This window comes from Spirosoma aerophilum, from assembly GCF_054782495.1.
In genome coordinates this window covers 1,867,527-1,883,595 of record NZ_BAAGSJ010000013.1, presented here as the reverse complement: position 1 = coordinate 1,883,595, position 16,069 = coordinate 1,867,527, and the positions used below count along the sequence as shown (strand labels likewise).

Below are 16,069 nucleotides of genomic sequence, written 5' to 3'. Positions count from 1 at the left end.
AGTGCGTACAGCATTGGCACTAAATCAGCTACTAACACGCCAATGGTTGGTGAGAAATAAGGGCTGCTATGCAAAAGGTGGAGTTGAAAAATAAGCTGTAAACCACTCCTGAAAGCCTTCAAACGTTTGAGCTACGTAAACCCTGGCCCCGGCCCGTTCAAGGTCTGATATGGTCTGTTTTTGCACTTCAGACAGCTTATCTTTTCCGACCTTTACCTCAACAAATGCAGCACGCCCATCAACAACGGCTAACACGTCCGGCATTCCTGCCCTTTGTTGGCTTGGTACATATTTTTTGAGGTCGTCCCTGTAAGTTCCGGTTGATTGTAAACGGGTGGCATAACCTCCATGCTCTTGAACGTAGGTGACTATACGCCGAGTTAATTGATTGGCGGTTTCGGGCTTAGGCTTTTTACTTCTAGGTTTGCGGGCAGTCTGTTCTCCAATAAAGTTTTGGAGTTCCCGAAAAGCGGGTAGCTGGCTCATCCTTTTACGCCCTCCTTCTGCGAACGCTTACTAAGTTGAGCGTTTACCTGTAAATCAGCAACACGCTCAACTTCTGTCATATCAATTGGTTGGCGTGTCTGGCTGCGTAGCCAATTTAGGACTACAGCCTTCTCATATAGGACACGCTTACCAAATCTGACCACACCCGGTATCCTGCCCGATGCTGAGTGAATACGTAAGGTGCTAGATGGTATGCCGGTGCATGTTGCGGCTAACCATTTAAAATCGCCGTAGGGGTCAGCATCAGGAGGAGTTGGGACTGTGGGATGTTTGATGTCTAAAAGCAACGCTTCTATGTTGCTTAGACGAGTAACAATAATTTCAAAAGGATTTTGCATACCAGTCTTATGTTTAATTGACTGGTGCAAAGTTGTAACGGCGGGCTATAGCGCAAGTGGTTGCAAGGGGTTACTATCTTCCTGCTCGTATTATAATTGTCTCATCATCAGCTTTTTTCTTTTGACTGGCAGTAAGTAAATGTGATACCGCTTCATAGTCTTTAATGAGAGATTTAGCTTTAGTCCAAGATTCATTGGCATACCCAGTCCGGTCTGATCTTTTACAAAGTTTTAGGTAGTGATTGTATTCGTTACTGCCTCCTTGCCGTTCAAACGGGGGGCCGTCTTGTAATATGACTAAGAGAACTTTCTGTCTAGCGGATAAAGGTTTACCTTCGTGAAGAATTTTCGTTTGTCGCTTTCTCTTCCATTCTGCTAATTCTGTCTTTCCATCCTCTACAATCTTTTCAGCAATGTACCTTAAGGCATTAACAAAATCTTGTTCACTAATTGCAGCTAATTGATCGTTATTCCTTGCATCGTCTAAAAGCTCATAACAAGCATATTCAAACTGATGAGCAAACGTATCAAATGGCCTATGTTCAATCTGGTGTATTAGATGATCTTTCCATTTATTAATAACTGAGCGTATAACTTTCTCTTTTTCTCCAAGTAGGTCAAACCGCCGTTTTAGTACAGGGTCATTTTGGATTCGCTGTAATACCTGTACAAACTGACTATTATCAAATCGTATCTTTTCAAGTGCAAAGGAGAATGAAGCAACAGATTTACGAATTGTTTCTTGATTAGCTTGCCATTGTGAAGCAACCGAAGCGAGAGAAGATACAGCCGTTCGCATAGCTTCTCTATGAATTTCCATCTGATTCGCAAAAGCTTTTCTTTCTTGAGGATTTGTGAAAAATTCAGGGATATAGGGTTTTGGGAATATTAGTTTATTCGATACTGAAGTGTCTCCCAACTTAGCGAGAATGGAAGTATGGGTATTTGGAATTAATAAACCCTTGGTTGCAGCTGCTGCTAAAGCGGTGAGTGTTGGTAGATTATGGAGTTGTAATTTTAACTTTTCTAACTGATTTCTTCCCTCCTCGGTCATGGGTATTTCTCCCTCTTCCATCTTTTTTAACTCACTCAACGTTAGTTTTTCTGGCTTCATCATCTTATCGGAAGGAGTTGTTTACAAATTCTCAAAAGCTGCATCAACTAAATCAGTCTCAAATTCAGATAAGTAAATCTGAGTAGTACGTTCATCACGGTGTCCCATTGCCTCACTGATTACTCCAGTTGTAACGCCTGAACGTTTTAAGGCTGTTGCGAATGAATGACGGGCAACGTAAGTAGTCAAAGGGGTTTCTATGCCAACTGCAATGCCAATAGTTTTTAGATCAACATTAACCTGTCCCATAATCTTACTACATCTATTATGCTTTTGAGCGGGTGTTTTATGTAAGGTTGAATTGAGGATGGGGAAAATGTAACTAGTATTAAGTAATTCTTGTGGCCTGTAACGTTCTAAAATAGCCAAAGATTGAGTTATGAGCAGGAGTGTAAATTTACCTCCAGTCTTTTGCCGAATATATGATAGGCGGGGTTTATTATCCAAGTCTTTACCAATGTTTGACCACTTCAAAGCAGCTATATCTACAAAGTTGATACCCCCACAATAATAAGAAAAAAGGAAAATATCTTTGGCAACCTGTAGTCTTTCTTGCGTATTCCGTAGGGTGGCATACTTGCCTTCTTCTTTTGAAGGTTGGTATGCGTCTATCTTGCGAATATCTGCCTTACTGACTGCCCGCTTACTGGTTTTGGTGTCAAATTTACCAATTTGGAATTTGTTTTTTTCTGAGCTGTTTCGGGCAAAGGGGTAGGAGGTGGCTTTAGAATAGCCGTTAGCAATAGCTTTATTTAAGATAGCTCGTAGAGTACGAAAGCGAAGTGATAAGGTTACCTCAGTTACGCCTTCACTTCTCATTTTAGTTTCCCACTCATTACAGAACTTAACTGTAACAGCTTCAAAAGATACGTCCTCATCTTTTCCTAAAAACCGGCGTAAACTGTTCTGAACGTCACGGTAAACCCTACGATTTCCAATATTTCCAGCCTTATCAAACTGGCTTATTATCTCATCAAAATAAGTTAATAATTTAAACTTTCTGGTTGAAAGGCGTTCACTACTAACCTTTTCGGCTACTGATTTAACATCATGTACTTCATCATCACCTGCTAATGTTTCGGCAGCATCGGTATATCTATCCTTCCAATTCCTTAAGGCTACTTCTAGCTCCGTACGTTTTTTCTCAGGTACATTTTTGCGGAAAGTATTTTTTTCTTTATTCCAGAATTCAGGATGTATGCTAATACCTGTAGAGATCCAACGGTTTTTACGGTCTTTAGTGATACGAACAAGGAATGGATGAGAGCCGTCTGATAGAGTTTTGTGAGTATAGTATACAATGTTTACAGTTGCTTTTCCTTCTTTGTGTTCTGTTGCTCTTGCCATTGGTTGAAACGTTTAGCGTAAAATGTGCCCTGATCTCATGTAAGCCTAGATTATTATAAACTTTCCGGTTGAAACACTGGTTGAAACAAAGGTACATTTTTAGCCAATACTAACCAATATCAATAGAAACAGAAATGTATATAATTAACTGTATTCCAAGTATTTATATGAATTCTAAATACTATCTGGTATTGTGGGCTAATGCTTTGGGAGCAGGAGGTCGTAGGTTCGAATCCTGCCACCCCGACATCTAAAGTCCCAAATTAAGAAGCACTTATCAGCAATGGTAAGTGCTTTTTTGTTGCTCAGTTATTCCAACGGTAGCTTTTTGGATCAAGTCATAAAATTGTGAACCAACTTGAAGCAAGAACACAATTTTAAAGGAGGTCGAGGGGAAAATCTACATGACGAACCTAACCGAGGTAGAAAATTCTCCAAACAAGTTAGGTTGATTCCGGTCACAAACATGGAGAATACAAACCCTCCACAACTTTTGGAATTGTTCACATTTAGCTGGAACGGTACAGGTTTCCATCAACTCGCTGTCAATATATCCTTCCAGCGAGTGGTGTAACACCTTGACAAATGCTCCTGCCGGTGGCCCCAATCGGGCTTGCCGTTCTGGGACGCCAGCCGGACAAAATCCCGTCCGTGTCGACGGTTCAGCTTGTCGATAACGCCCGATAGTTTTAGGAGTCGTTCGTCGGGGCCTTCCACAAATACGCCTTTTTGCCGGTAGTCGAACGGGACGAAGTTGGAAAGGATTAAGCCTACTTTCTGATAGTTGTAGCCGAATTGAAAGATGGACTTAAGCGCCGTTTCCCCATACTGTATAAGTTCCGAGGTGCTGCTGGTTGGGTGGGGTAGCTCAATCGTCCGGGCGTTGTAATATTGCTTGCTGAGTTGCCTATTGCCGGGCGTTCGCCGGAACCGGTTAGTATGCAGAAAGACCGTGAGGGTGCCACAAAGGGAGTCTTGTCGGCGTAGTTTCTCGGCCGCCCGGGCTAAATGAGTCGTCAGAGCCTCGGTGATCGTTCGCAGGTCGGGGACCATACGCCCAAAGCTGGGGGCCGACACGATGGCTTTTTTAGGGGGTTGACTAACTTCCAGCATCCGGCAGGGGAAGCCTCTTAGCTCATGCACCAGTCTAAGCCCGTTAACGGTCATGACGCTGTTAATCCAGTCGTCGTTGGCGTCGCGCAGGTGGGCGGCTGTCGTGATACCGTTCTGCTTGAGCTTGCCCGCGTACCGTCGTCCCACACCCCACAGATCGCCCACAGGAAAATCAGTTAAGGCTTCGTTTATTCGTTCGGGGGTATCCAGTACGCACACGCCATTGAGTTCGGGCCTTGACTTGGCTACTTTATTCGCCAGCTTGGCCAGCGTTTTGGTTGGGCCGAACCCAATGCATACGGGTAAACGAAGCCACTGTTTGACGGTGGTGCGAATCGTTTCTCCCAAACTCTGATACGTTGGGTATAGTCCCTCATAGCCATCGACGGCCAGGAAAGCTTCATCAATTGAATACACCTCTACGTCTTCTACAAAGCGGTTCAACAGCGACATCAGCCGGGCACTCATATCGGCGTAGAGTGTGTAGTTAGACGAGAAAACAGCTATGTCGTGCTGTTCCAGGAGCGCATTGATCTCAAACAGGGGTACGCCCATTTTTATACCCAACGCTTTCGCTTCGTTGGAGCGGGCTACTACGCACCCGTCATTGTTCGACAGCACGACAACCGGTTTGCCGATCAAAGCCGGATTGAAACTACGTTCACAGGAAACGTACATGGCGTTGGCATCGACCAGAGCGAACATATCAGTAAACGGTTTGAATGTTATGCGTGACCACCCCCAGAATGCTGAATGCTTCCCCCGCATGTACATAAATGGGCAGATACTTCTCGTTGGACGATTCTAGCACGATGAGTTCACCCGCCTGCTTGATACGTTTTACGGAGTGGCCGCCATCGTACCAGACGACGACAATTTTTCCGTCGATATGCGTTCTCGAACTATCGACCACCAATACATCACCCGGACAAATTCGATCCCCGATCATACTGTCGCCGGTCACCCGAACGAAGAAAGCCGCTTCGGGATGAGCAATGCAGAGGTCGTTGAGATCTAACCGTCGTTCGACGTAGTTTTCGGCGGGGGAGGGAAAGCCGCCCGCCTGCACCATAGCGGTCAGAAAGGGAATTTTATGTTTGGATGATACCCTGGCTCGCGTAATAGAGTCAGGCAGCAGATGGTCTATAGTGTCTATCATAGGCAGTCCGATTTTTGTAACGAACTGCTATATTATAGTTTTATTATATGTAATACAAATTTGGTATAGTTGGGCGCACCTATCAACGGTGAGCATGGAACGTGGACAAGCGTCTTGAGCAATTTGTCAAGTGCCTTGAGAGGGACAGTCTGGCATCGGTCTGTCTTTTTCTAGATAGTTGGTAGATGCCTATAGTGGCTTATCGACTGTAGGCCGTTCACCCACAAATTTGTGTCTTCTTTTACTAGTGGGTGAACGGAAATACGGCTGCTAAACTAGTTACTTCCGCTTCTTTGCAGACCATAGCCAAAGGGCCAGGGCAATGACCATGATAATAACCAGCAAGGGTATGACGAGAGAGCCTTTATAGACAATTCCGTAGTAGTCGCCTGGGAGAGGTTGGTTTTGTGTGGTTTGATGCATGTTGAATGGAATCGAGAGAATACCTTTTTTATAATGACCTTATTCGATGGATTATGTAATTTCGCTACACGTTTTGCCTGTTTTTTGTCTGGCTAGTAATGATAATCTATTTAAGTTTATAACAAATCTCTGCACAGCGATTAGGAAATATTCTAAGTTACTATACATCTACTGATATATACTTTATATGGGTTATCTCAAACCAATTGATGCCATCAGAGCAATGGCCGTACTTTTAATTATTGCCAGTCATTGGATAGATGCCAGTAGTTTAAGTCGCCAGCTTGGTCTGGATAGCATTGGGGTGAATACGTTGTTTGTGATCAGCGGTTTTCTGATTACGAATATACTATTTAACCAACGGGAAAAGACATGGCCGTACGGAAGCCCATCGGTAAAAGTGCTCTTGAAGTTTTATGCCCGTCGAGCCCTTAGAATTTTCCCCATTTACTATTTACTGATCATTGCTTTGTTGGTTTATTACTTTCAAAAGACCCATACGATCACAGCTGATTTTTATTATTACTTAACTTATACGTCTAATTTTTATTTTTATTCAAAACATGTTTTCGAGGCTCCGATACCCAATGTCTGGACTTTGGCGGTTGGTGCACAATTTTATTTAATTTGGCCCTGGTTGATGTTATCTTTCAATAAAAAATATCTTTTAGGCATTATTCTGGGGTTCATTCTTTGTGGCGTTGTTACGCAGTTTTTATTTCGTTCTATTCCCCTGGGCCACCTTTTGCCCTTTACCTGTTTTGATTGTTTTGGCATGGGCGCCCTGTTGTCCTGGGTAGTTGTTTATAACCCTAACCTGATCAATAAATTTTACAAGAGAGTTACGATAGCTGCGCTTATAAGCGTTTGCCTGTATGTCTGGTTCATGTATCAGGACCTGTGGGAAATTACGATATTAAGAACCTGCGCCGGTATTATTGCTTTATGGATTTTAACCTATTTGGTTGTCAATCATACTAAAAGAAGCGTTTTGGTTGATACCATTTTATATAATCCTTTCTTACTGTTTCTTGGTAAAATTAGTTATGGGTTATACTTGTACCATCTTATCATACCCCTGTTGATCGAAAATGATTTTTTCTGGCTGACAATTAACGTAAATCTACCTGATGTTTTTCTCAGCCATCTTAACTGGATTAATTTCTTTGAATCAGCTATCCTTTTATTACTAATCAGTGTACTGTCGTATTTTCTGGTCGAAAAGCCATTTTCGAGTGTAAAGAAATATTTTAGCCTTAATCAATCGAGTAAGGCCTATAACCAGATGGTATGAGCAAACCTGTGCGTGCTATGCCATCCTGCTGCATTAACAGTCTATTCGTTCTTTTTAGCTGAAGACGGCGTAAATCAGGACTCAGTAACCGATGGATTCAGTCAAAAATATCAGCCATTTTTTGTTAAGCGAAATGGCCTTGGAATACGTATACAGGCTCTGGTTATTGTGAGCTGATAGAGGACTGTTTTAGCTAAATACGTTTCCTTTTTAATCGTTTTTATGATTTATGTCTGGGCCAGGTTTGAGCGGTCCGTGGTAATGGCTTGACCTTGGTGTAACCGTCAGTTTTTATTTAGCAAACTTTTTTGGCTGTGAACCGGCATTTTGTAAACAAATATTGAAAATTAGTAAGCCCCTTAGTATGAATTTGTGTAAATATTGAATTCATACCGCTTAGTTAATTTTGTCTATCTACGATAAATTAAACGGAGAAACGCGCCTGCGTTTAGTATGTTGGTCGAAACTTTCTACCACATGAATAAACGTTTACAGGAATTAGACGGACTTAGGGGATTTGCTGCTCTGGGTGTCGCTGCTCACCATTATACCGAATCAGGATATCAATCAACATTATGGAGCTTAGGTAGTACGGGTGTTGACTTATTCTTTATCATTTCCGGTTACGTTATCCTGCTTAGCATCAGCAACACGAAGACATGGCGTGACTTTGTGGTATCCCGATTTTCGCGCTTGTTCCCTACTTACTGGGTAGCCCTAAGCTTAACTATTGGTTTGTATCTGTACTTCGATCCGGCACAGTTAACGCCCGGCAATATAGCATGGCACGTTACCATGATTCCTTCACTGGCGTTTGTGCATTCCTTTGATCCGAGCTACTGGACATTAGGTGTTGAACTAACGTTCTACATACTGATGGGACTTTGTCTGGTCACGAATCAACTCCGGCGAATAGAAGCCTGGGGCGTAGCGATGCTTGTTGCACTTTTAATGCTGCATCTGATCTTACCGACGCTTATGCCAGCCCTGTATAAGTCGCTGACCGGCCGAATCGAATTTTTAAATCAGGGGGCTCTGTTCTTTGTCGGGATTCTCTTTTACAATATGCATTACAGCCGCATAACGGCCCGCCGGGTGTTTCTGTTGGCTGTATGCGTTGGCCTACAGTGTATGCTTCATCAGAACGGACATACGTTTCGTTCCATTTCTGCTGTGCAGCATGCCGGTATGATTATCGGGTTTGTCGGCTTGTTTTTTCTATTTGTTGCCGGACGTATGAACTGGATCGTAAACAAGCTTACTCTTTTTTTGGGCAGCATTTCCTATTCATTTTACCTGCTTCACCACTATATGGGCAAGCATATCCTGCTGCCCTGGATGGATACCTTCGGGGTGCCGTATGGGCTCGCTCGTTTGATGGCTATCCTTTTTTGTCTTATGATAGCGACTGTCTTCAGTGTTTATATAGAGAACCCTTCCAATGCGTATATACGTAACTGGTACAAAGGGCATAAACCGGTTGTGGCAACCTAAACGCACCTGGAATCGATCAACCAGGGCCTGGTGGGAAACAGCCTGTCTGGCCCAGAAAGTAAGGGAATGGGCAGGGGAATTGCCGGATAATCGGAGAACTCGACACAGGTCTGGACTAGAATTAGAATAGCACTAAACGAAACCCGCAGGTTTGAGAAAGCCGTTATATTGCCAATTAGCGGGACAGGTTTACCCTGCCCCCACCTCTCCAATTGGACGGTTTATGAATCAAACACGCGATGGCATTGCCGACATCTGAGGTGAGCGGACCCCGCATTATGGAGTTTTTTCGTGTTGCCTGCCGCAGCTTACCTGGCTTCTCCACCGAATCAAGCAGAGCGCCCCGCAAACGCGGATTGTGGCCGAGTGAGGATAGGTTACGCCGTGCACCGGTAGGGTTCGGGCATTGACCCGGATTCTGCCGGGGTGTATGGCATCAGAGGGCCCGTAAAGACAGCTTTCGCGTAGTTAGTCAAAAAATGTGTCGGGCTACCAGTAAGGCTGAGGAGCCTGTAAAATGGCATTGGCTACTGGTAAATGGGTAAAAAATGCCGTGACTGAGCTTGAGAAGTACAACAGGCCCTGGAACGGTATTGTCTGCCGGGGTCGACGATCGTTTGCCTATTCAATTTTACCTATGAAAAACAGCGTATTCGCTTTCGTTATCCTGCTGGGTATGGGCTCGGCTCAGGCTCAAAAAAAAGTGTTTCCACAAACGCCCGGTATGGTGTCGTACACGTATCGCAACAGCTTTCAGAAGAACGTAGCCGCCACGCTCGACACCATCAAGGCGTATGGCATTACCGACATGGAATTCTCCAATCTGTTCGGCAAAACGGCCGCCGATCTGCGTAAACTCCTGGACGAGCGACGGATGAAGTGTTCTTCTTTCGGGGTAGGGTACCCGGATCTGCAAAACAAACTGGCGGAGGTAGGTCAGAATGCCAAAACCCTTGGTGCTCAGTTTGTGCGGGTGGCCTGGATACCACATCAGGGCCCTTTTACGCTCGATATGGCCAAAAAAACCGTCGATGATTTCAATCGCTTTGGCAAACAGCTGAAAGATGAATACGGGCTTACGTTCTGCTACCACAACCACGGCTATGAATTCGAGACGTACGAAGACGGTACGTTGTTCGATTACATCGTTAAAAATACCGACCCAACGTATGTAAGTTTCGAACTGGATATTCTCTGGACGGTTTTCCCGGGTCATGACCCCGTTGCCCTGCTCAACAAATACCCGAAACGCTTTAAACTGATGCATTTGAAAGACCTGCGAAAGGGCATTGTCGGTAATTTGTCGGGCGGCACACCGGTCGAGAACGATGTAGCGCTGGGAACAGGTCAGATTGATTTGCCGGCCGTGTTGACCGCGGCTCAGAAATCGGGCGTTCAGCACTTTTACATTGAAGACGAAAGCCCCAGCATTGCTACGCAGGTGCCGCAAAGCATTGCTTATCTGAAAGACCTGAAAAAGTAATTAGCTGATGCCGATCAAATTTTACGCGCCCGAATGGGGAAACACGCTGCCTTTCCCCCTGTTTTGTCAACGGGTAAAAGCCGCTGGGTATGATGGTGTCGAAATGGCACTGCCCCTGGAGGCCGAAGCCCGACAGGCTGTTATTGATACGATACGGGGACATGACCTTGAGTTCATCGGTCAGTACTGGCAGTCGTTTGAGGCCGATCTGGACGAACACGGCCGGAACTATGAAATGTACCTGCGCAACCTGGCCGACGTTAAGCCGGTGTTCATCAACTGCCAGACCGGCAAGGATTACTTTTCATTCGATCAGAACAGGCATCTTTTTGACATAGCCACCAGAATTGCGGCCGAAACAGGCGTTCACATCACGCACGAAACCCACCGGGGAAAAGCCCTTTTTGCGGGTCATATTACCCGGCAGTACCTGACTCAATTGCCCGACCTGCGTATTTGTCTGGACATTTCGCACTGGTGCAATGTCCATGAGTCGCTGCTCGAGGATCAGGCCGAATCGGTCAATCTGGCCATTGCCCATACTGACCATATCCACAGTCGGGTAGGGCATCCGGAAGGGCCGCAGGTCAACGACCCCCGAGCGCCGGAGTGGGCGCTGACCTTCAGCACGCATCTGGCCTGGTGGGATCGGGTTGTACAAACACACCAGGCCGCCGGGACACAGCTGACCGTTACGACCGAATTCGGCCCGGCGACCTACATGCCCGTTATGCCCTACACCCAGTTGCCCATTGGTGACCAGTGGGAAATAAACGTGTTCATGATGAACCTGCTGAAAGAGCGATATGCCTGATTCGGTAGTGCCGACGTTGAGAACTGTCTTCGGTCGACAGTCCGTATTTTTGACATTCAATCTACTCCTATGGAAATTTCGCGGGACCACCCGGCTGGTAAGTCGGTAATCGGTATAGATTTGGGTGGGACCCGAATTAAAGGTGTACTGATTGACGCAAACAATGGAGCGGTTCTGCACCAGTTACTTACCCCAACCGGCGACGGCGAAGGCGGGCACTGGCAGCGAGCCGTGGCCGAAACGGTTCAGGCCCTGCGTCTGGCGGCAACGGCACCGATTCAGGGAATTGGCCTGTCGGCGCCGGGGCTCCCTACGCCCGACAACACAGCCGTTGCCTGCATGCCGGGCCGCCTGCAGGGGCTGGAAGGTTTCGACTGGTCGGCCTATCTGGGTCAACCCGTTCGGGTGTTGAACGATGCGCATGCTGCCCTCATGGCCGAAGCTCGCTTTGGTGCCCTCAGGGGCGTTCAGCATGGCCTGATGCTAACCCTGGGTACGGGTGTTGGCGGAGGACTCCTACTGAATGGACAGCTCTATCAGGGCTTTTTTCAAATGGCGGGTCACCTTGGCCATACGACAGTAAACGCCGACAGTGTTCATCCCGATATCACCAATATGCCCGGCAGCCTGGAAGATGCCATAGGGAATGTAACTGTTGGCCGCCGGTCGTTTGGCCGCTATACATCGACCTACGAACTGGTCGATGGTTACCGGCAGGGCGAACCGCTGGCTACTCAGGTATGGCTGACATCCATCCGGCAACTGGCCGTTGCGCTGGCTTCCATGGTCAACGCCTTTTCGCCGGAGGTCGTCGTGCTGGGGGGCGGCATCATGCAGGCCGACAGGGACCTGCTCGACCCCCTTCAAACTTTTTTCGACCTGTTTGAATGGCGGCCGTCCGGTAAGAAGGCCACTCTCTGTAAAGCGTATTTTGAAGAATGGGCCGGGGCCATTGGCGCTGCGGCTTTCTTGAACGATTAACTGTAACGAGTATGACCCTTATCGCCGAGTATATTCAGCGTTCCCGCGGTATCCTGACAACCATCGAGCAACAGTCGGAGGCTATTCAGCAGGCGGCCCAGTGGTTCAGTCAAACCATTCTGGCCGGACGTATGGTGCATCTGTTTGGCAGTGGCCACAGCCGGATCATGGTTGAAGAGATGTGGCCGCGCTACGGCTCTTTTCCGGGATTCAACCCGATTGTTGAACTCTCGCTTTCCTTTCATAACCTCGTTGTGGGAGCCAACGGTCAGCGTCAGGCTATGTTTCTGGAGAATGTGCCCGGTCTGGCCCAGCGAATTCTCCGCAACTATGACCTGTCGAATCTGGATTCAGCGCTGGTGATCTCCTCCAGTGGTTCCAACGTGGTCCCCATCGAAATGGCCGAGTTGTTTCAGCAGCAGGGTATTAAAGTGGTGGCGTTGATCACGAAAGACCATGCCGAAAAAAGTACCAGCAAACGGGCAGACGGCAAGAAGCTGAGCGATTTCGCTGACCTGATCCTGGATACCGGTGCGCCCGTTGGCGATGCCATGATCACCGTGCCGGGGCTGGACACGCCCGTAGCACCGGGTTCGACAGTGGGAGGGGTTGTACTGGTCAACTGCATCAAGGCAGAGGTCGCCCAGTTCCTCACCAAAGCCGGGCATCCGCCCACTGTGCTTTCGGCCGGGAATGTCGTTGGACCGGAAAAAGCGGTCTCGCTCTTCGAGAGTGCGTATGATGAACACGCTCACCGACTGGCCAAACTTTACCAGCGGGTTGGCGTGCCTTCTTACGTGAGTGAGCCATCGAACTCACCTGTTCAGCCTCAGGAATGATGAGGTAGTTACGTTTATCCGTAAGACCCGTGCCCCAGATCCCTCGCAGAGTAGTAGGTAATCGTCACGGGTCTTATCGAAAGCCCTGCTACTTTGGAGGGACATCCTTATTTTTGTCTCTATGAAGAGCAATGGATTAACACCGGGCCAGATTGCCATCATGGCTATTTCGGCGGGTGTCTGTGTGGCGAATATTTATTACAATCAACCCATTCTGCCGCATTTGGCTCACTCGTTTCGCGCCAGTGAAAATGAGGTGGGTCGGGTGGCGGTGCTGGCACAGGCTGGTTACGGAATGGGTCTTTTCTTTCTGACGCCCCTGGGCGATAAGGTCAATCGGAAGCGGCTGATGCTGCTGTTGCAGGTACTGCTGGTAATAGCGCTGGGTTGTATGGCCGTGGCCAGCAACCTGCTCATCGTGAATATCATGAGTTTCCTGATCGGTCTTTTTGCCGTTTCTGTTCAGATCATTGTGCCGATGGCAGCCAGTCTGGCCAAAGAAAACAGGGGCCGGGTTGTCGGTATTATATTCACCGGCATTTTAGTGGGCGTACTGTTTGCCCGCGTCTTTAGTGGTTTTATTGCCGAATGGTTTGGCTGGCGGTATGTATACGGCATTTCGGCAGTCATGGTTGGCGCGGTCGCGCTGGCCCTGCAGCTTTCATTACCCAATGTACCGTCAGCATTCACCGGTAGTTATGCCGATTTGCTCACCTCCACACTGGTGCAGGTTCGTCGTTTTCCGCTGCTGCGCAATACGGCCTTGCTGGGTGCGCTGGTGTTCGGCACGTTTTGTTCCTTCTGGACCACGCTGACGTTTCACCTCAGTGGTCCGCCTTTTCATTACCAAACCGGTACCATTGGCTTATTTGGCCTGCTGGCTATCGGGGCGGCTTTACTGGCTCCTGTTTTTGGTAAACAGGCCGACAAGGGTAATGCCAGTCGAATACGCCTGTTCATGGCGTGCCTGCTCATCGTAAGCGTATTGATCGTTAAGCTTTTCCCATCTTCTTCCATCGCCTTTATCCTGACAGTTCTGCTCCTGGATCTGGGAGCTCAGTCGATTCAGATGACCAATACAGCGCTCATTTACACCCTCGACAGTACCGCTCACAGCCGCATCAATACGGTGTATATGACATCCTACTTTATCGGCGGAGCCGTTGGAACGCTGGTGGGTATTCAGTGCTGGACCTGGGGTGGATGGACGCTGGTGACCTGGCAGCTGCTCCTCTGGAGTAGTCTCGCTTTAGTAGTCTTGATGGTAAGTAAACGGCAACGGCCGGTGTATTCCTGACCGGGCAGGCCTAACTTTTTAACCGGAATCGGGTTCTTTTCTGAATACCAGCCAATGAACCCGATGCTGTGACGGAATCCAGCAAGTATGCCCATGAATGATCAATCTATTTTGTCGAATGTGCTTAATCAACTCATCGAACGCTGGAAAACCGTGATGACCGAAGGCCAGAAAGCGAAGGATGCTTCCAATGAATCGGTTGTGCATATCTATCAGCAGGAACGGAAATTTCTGGAATCGCTCATTAATGAAGTCAACGGACAACTGCCCGAACCCTCTGCTGAATGGGAAGCCTATTCCCAACGCCCTGCTCCCGACATCCTGTTCAGTCCGGACTCTACGTTTGTTCAGCCCCGTTTTTAAGGTTGTGTGATAAGCGTCAGCAGCTCGGGGATAACGGCCACATCTTTCAGTAACGGCGTTTATCCTCGAGCTGCTGACTCACTAACTCTTTGGGGAAGGGTTCCCCAATACAGCCAATGAAATTTCCTCGAACGAATTGAACAGGGTAATGTCTGTCTGTACCTTCAGAGCATTAACATGGGTATACCCCCAGGAAACGGCTCCCACGGCCGTTTTTACTTTTCGGGCTGCGTCAATGTCCCGTATTTCGTCGCCAATACACAGGGTTTCTCCCGGCTTAATACCCTGATTTGCCAGCACTCGTCTGAATTTGCGCTGCTTGCCAAACAGCCCCGCGCCACAAGCATATTGATTGATGAGGGCGGCATTGTCAGGGCCTAAGACCCGTCGAATGTTACCTTCCGAATTTGAACTGACAATTGCCAGTTGAACTCCCTGATCGGCCAGTTGCTTCAGGAGTGTGGAAGCACCGTCGAATAACCGGATCTGATCAATGTCGCGGGCCATCAGCCGGATAAAGGACCGGGCAATAAACGGAATTTTCCAGGCGGGTAGTTGGGCAAGTTTCATCATCTGTCGCGCATCGAGTTCCCGCAACTGGTCGATATGTTGTGGCTCAACCTGTTTGAAATTATACCTGACGGCGAGGATGTTTATCGTACGCAGAAAATAGGGAAACGAATCCGCCAGCGTGCCGTCGAAATCGAAAATGACCAGTTTGTAATTCATTGTGAGCAGTACCAATAACGCTGAAGGAGTAAAATTATAAATAATCGGGTAAGGAATTGTACGGTGATGCTTTAGAGGACATGATCATGTACTGGCACCAATGACCTTCTCTTACCACCCATGAAGCCAAACTCGTCAATCTCTACTGAATCCATACCCCGTCGGGAAGCGCTGCAGCGACTGGCTTTGCTGGTGGGCGGAACCCTGTCGCTCTCTGTTCAGGCTGCACTGGGGGGCGAATTCCGAAACGACAATCCCATCCGGTTTTCTGCGGATCAGCAAACACTGGTCGCCAACCTGGTCGATATAATTATCCCTCCTACAAACACCCCCGGTGCCCGGGAGGCTGGAGTTGACCAGTTTATTGACTATGTCATTGGTCATTGCAGTGCCGCCAGCCAGCAGGAGTTGTTTCTGCGAGGGCTTCAGCAAACGGAGCAACGTAGCCAGGCTGCATTTGGTAAACCCTTTGGCGAACTGACTACACCACAGCGAATCGAGCTGGTCGGCCAGCTGGCCCAGCAGGAGAAACCCTTTTTTCTGAGTCTGCGTGAGCTAACGATCGTCGGCTATTTTACGTCAGAAATGGGCGCTACCAAAGCGCTCGATTACATCGCCATCCCCGGCCGCTTTCAGGGTGACATCCCGCTAACATCAACCCAGAAAAGCTGGGCGATTTGAAGGGAGTGGTAAGTGGTCAAGTGGTAAGTAGTAAGTGCCAGATACAGGCATACACGTACCGCTCGACTACTTATTACTTACCACTTACCAACT

General features: G+C 47.7%; 17 protein-coding genes. 9 read left to right on the top strand and 8 right to left on the bottom strand.

Going from position 1 to position 16,069, the window contains the following annotated elements; translation table 11 throughout:
* Nucleotides 1-66: 66 nt before the first annotated feature.
* The 7 genes from ACYVK4_RS19180 to ACYVK4_RS19150 all read right to left on the bottom strand — a co-directional run bounded on the left by ACYVK4_RS19180 (nucleotide 67) and on the right by ACYVK4_RS19150 (nucleotide 6,001).
* Nucleotides 67-486, bottom strand: coding sequence for a VRR-NUC domain-containing protein (locus ACYVK4_RS19180; protein ID WP_461129138.1), 420 nt, complete (start codon nucleotides 484-486; stop codon nucleotides 67-69).
* Entirely contained in the window at nucleotides 483-845 is a 363-nt protein-coding gene (locus tag ACYVK4_RS19175; RefSeq protein ID WP_461129137.1) for a hypothetical protein, read from the bottom strand. The genes ACYVK4_RS19180 and ACYVK4_RS19175 overlap by 4 nt, the downstream gene beginning before the upstream one ends.
* Before the next feature lie 73 nt (nucleotides 846-918).
* Nucleotides 919-1,962 carry a hypothetical protein gene (locus ACYVK4_RS19170; protein ID WP_461129136.1) on the bottom strand — a complete coding sequence of 348 codons (1,044 nt, stop codon included), beginning with the start codon at nucleotides 1,960-1,962 and terminating at the stop codon, nucleotides 919-921.
* Nucleotides 1,963-1,980: 18 nt separating this feature from the next.
* Nucleotides 1,981-3,306, bottom strand: a complete 1,326-nt coding sequence (locus ACYVK4_RS19165; RefSeq protein WP_461129135.1) for a site-specific integrase — start codon at nucleotides 3,304-3,306, stop codon at nucleotides 1,981-1,983.
* 534 nt (nucleotides 3,307-3,840) lie between these two features.
* Complete coding sequence (locus ACYVK4_RS19160; protein WP_461129134.1) at nucleotides 3,841-5,124, bottom strand: Y-family DNA polymerase; 1,284 nt, start codon at nucleotides 5,122-5,124, stop codon at nucleotides 3,841-3,843.
* 1 nt (nucleotide 5,125) lies between these two features.
* Entirely contained in the window at nucleotides 5,126-5,578 is a 453-nt protein-coding gene (locus ACYVK4_RS19155) for a LexA family protein (protein ID WP_461129133.1), read from the bottom strand.
* Between the two features lie 279 nt (nucleotides 5,579-5,857).
* Entirely contained in the window at nucleotides 5,858-6,001 is a 144-nt protein-coding gene (locus ACYVK4_RS19150; RefSeq protein ID WP_461129132.1) for a hypothetical protein, read from the bottom strand.
* 187 nt (nucleotides 6,002-6,188) lie between these two features.
* Here ACYVK4_RS19150 and ACYVK4_RS19145 point away from each other — a divergent pair, with 187 nt between their 5' ends.
* From ACYVK4_RS19145 to ACYVK4_RS19110, 8 genes are all read left to right on the top strand, one after another.
* Complete coding sequence (locus tag ACYVK4_RS19145; protein ID WP_461129131.1) at nucleotides 6,189-7,295, top strand: acyltransferase family protein; 1,107 nt, start codon at nucleotides 6,189-6,191, stop codon at nucleotides 7,293-7,295.
* 477 nt (nucleotides 7,296-7,772) lie between these two features.
* On the top strand, nucleotides 7,773-8,789 hold the full coding sequence (locus tag ACYVK4_RS19140; RefSeq protein WP_461129130.1) for an acyltransferase family protein: 1,017 nt from the start codon (nucleotides 7,773-7,775) through the stop codon (nucleotides 8,787-8,789).
* A gap of 637 nt (nucleotides 8,790-9,426) precedes the next feature.
* A complete protein-coding gene (locus ACYVK4_RS19135) occupies nucleotides 9,427-10,272 on the top strand; it encodes a sugar phosphate isomerase/epimerase family protein (protein ID WP_461129129.1) in 846 nt (281 codons plus the stop codon).
* A 7-nt stretch (nucleotides 10,273-10,279) separates the two neighbouring features.
* Entirely contained in the window at nucleotides 10,280-11,086 is an 807-nt protein-coding gene (locus ACYVK4_RS19130; protein WP_461129128.1) for a sugar phosphate isomerase/epimerase family protein, read from the top strand.
* Nucleotides 11,087-11,155: 69 nt separating this feature from the next.
* Nucleotides 11,156-12,067 (top strand): ROK family protein, encoded by a 912-nt coding sequence (locus ACYVK4_RS19125; RefSeq protein ID WP_461129127.1) that lies wholly within the window; start codon nucleotides 11,156-11,158, stop codon nucleotides 12,065-12,067.
* An 11-nt stretch (nucleotides 12,068-12,078) separates the two neighbouring features.
* Nucleotides 12,079-12,906: a sugar isomerase domain-containing protein gene (locus ACYVK4_RS19120; RefSeq protein ID WP_461129126.1), complete on the top strand. Its 828-nt coding sequence runs from the start codon at nucleotides 12,079-12,081 to the stop codon at nucleotides 12,904-12,906.
* Between the two features lie 121 nt (nucleotides 12,907-13,027).
* Nucleotides 13,028-14,203 carry an MFS transporter gene (locus ACYVK4_RS19115; RefSeq protein ID WP_461129125.1) on the top strand — a complete coding sequence of 392 codons (1,176 nt, stop codon included), beginning with the start codon at nucleotides 13,028-13,030 and terminating at the stop codon, nucleotides 14,201-14,203.
* 93 nt (nucleotides 14,204-14,296) lie between these two features.
* Nucleotides 14,297-14,566: a hypothetical protein gene (locus ACYVK4_RS19110; protein WP_461129124.1), complete on the top strand. Its 270-nt coding sequence runs from the start codon at nucleotides 14,297-14,299 to the stop codon at nucleotides 14,564-14,566.
* A gap of 81 nt (nucleotides 14,567-14,647) precedes the next feature.
* Here ACYVK4_RS19110 and ACYVK4_RS19105 read toward each other — a convergent pair whose 3' ends face one another.
* Nucleotides 14,648-15,295, bottom strand: coding sequence for an HAD-IA family hydrolase (locus ACYVK4_RS19105; protein WP_461129123.1), 648 nt, complete (start codon nucleotides 15,293-15,295; stop codon nucleotides 14,648-14,650).
* Nucleotides 15,296-15,415: 120 nt separating this feature from the next.
* On the opposite strand from ACYVK4_RS19105, the gene ACYVK4_RS19100 reads away from it, so the two are divergent.
* On the top strand, nucleotides 15,416-15,976 hold the full coding sequence (locus ACYVK4_RS19100) for a gluconate 2-dehydrogenase subunit 3 family protein (RefSeq protein WP_461129122.1): 561 nt from the start codon (nucleotides 15,416-15,418) through the stop codon (nucleotides 15,974-15,976).
* The last annotated feature ends 93 nt before the right edge of the window (nucleotides 15,977-16,069 follow it).

What these genes read in the sequence shown, in the direction of transcription:
- ACYVK4_RS19170 (WP_461129136.1), bottom strand. Translation starts at nt 1,962, where the DNA reads ATGATGAAGCCAGAAAAACTAACGTTGAGTGAGTTAAAAAAGATGGAA.
- ACYVK4_RS19145 (WP_461129131.1), top strand. Translation starts at nt 6,189, where the DNA reads ATGGGTTATCTCAAACCAATTGATGCCATCAGAGCAATGGCCGTACTT.
- ACYVK4_RS19180 (WP_461129138.1), bottom strand. Translation starts at nt 486, where the DNA reads ATGAGCCAGCTACCCGCTTTTCGGGAACTCCAAAACTTTATTGGAGAA.
- ACYVK4_RS19110 (WP_461129124.1), top strand. Translation starts at nt 14,297, where the DNA reads ATGAATGATCAATCTATTTTGTCGAATGTGCTTAATCAACTCATCGAA.
- ACYVK4_RS19125 (WP_461129127.1), top strand. Translation starts at nt 11,156, where the DNA reads ATGGAAATTTCGCGGGACCACCCGGCTGGTAAGTCGGTAATCGGTATA.
- ACYVK4_RS19130 (WP_461129128.1), top strand. Translation starts at nt 10,280, where the DNA reads ATGCCGATCAAATTTTACGCGCCCGAATGGGGAAACACGCTGCCTTTC.
- ACYVK4_RS19135 (WP_461129129.1), top strand. Translation starts at nt 9,427, where the DNA reads ATGAAAAACAGCGTATTCGCTTTCGTTATCCTGCTGGGTATGGGCTCG.
- ACYVK4_RS19140 (WP_461129130.1), top strand. Translation starts at nt 7,773, where the DNA reads ATGAATAAACGTTTACAGGAATTAGACGGACTTAGGGGATTTGCTGCT.
- ACYVK4_RS19160 (WP_461129134.1), bottom strand. Translation starts at nt 5,124, where the DNA reads ATGTTCGCTCTGGTCGATGCCAACGCCATGTACGTTTCCTGTGAACGT.
- ACYVK4_RS19150 (WP_461129132.1), bottom strand. Translation starts at nt 6,001, where the DNA reads ATGCATCAAACCACACAAAACCAACCTCTCCCAGGCGACTACTACGGA.
- ACYVK4_RS19115 (WP_461129125.1), top strand. Translation starts at nt 13,028, where the DNA reads ATGAAGAGCAATGGATTAACACCGGGCCAGATTGCCATCATGGCTATT.
- ACYVK4_RS19165 (WP_461129135.1), bottom strand. Translation starts at nt 3,306, where the DNA reads ATGGCAAGAGCAACAGAACACAAAGAAGGAAAAGCAACTGTAAACATT.
- ACYVK4_RS19105 (WP_461129123.1), bottom strand. Translation starts at nt 15,295, where the DNA reads ATGAATTACAAACTGGTCATTTTCGATTTCGACGGCACGCTGGCGGAT.
- ACYVK4_RS19120 (WP_461129126.1), top strand. Translation starts at nt 12,079, where the DNA reads ATGACCCTTATCGCCGAGTATATTCAGCGTTCCCGCGGTATCCTGACA.
- ACYVK4_RS19155 (WP_461129133.1), bottom strand. Translation starts at nt 5,578, where the DNA reads ATGATAGACACTATAGACCATCTGCTGCCTGACTCTATTACGCGAGCC.
- ACYVK4_RS19175 (WP_461129137.1), bottom strand. Translation starts at nt 845, where the DNA reads ATGCAAAATCCTTTTGAAATTATTGTTACTCGTCTAAGCAACATAGAA.
- ACYVK4_RS19100 (WP_461129122.1), top strand. Translation starts at nt 15,416, where the DNA reads ATGAAGCCAAACTCGTCAATCTCTACTGAATCCATACCCCGTCGGGAA.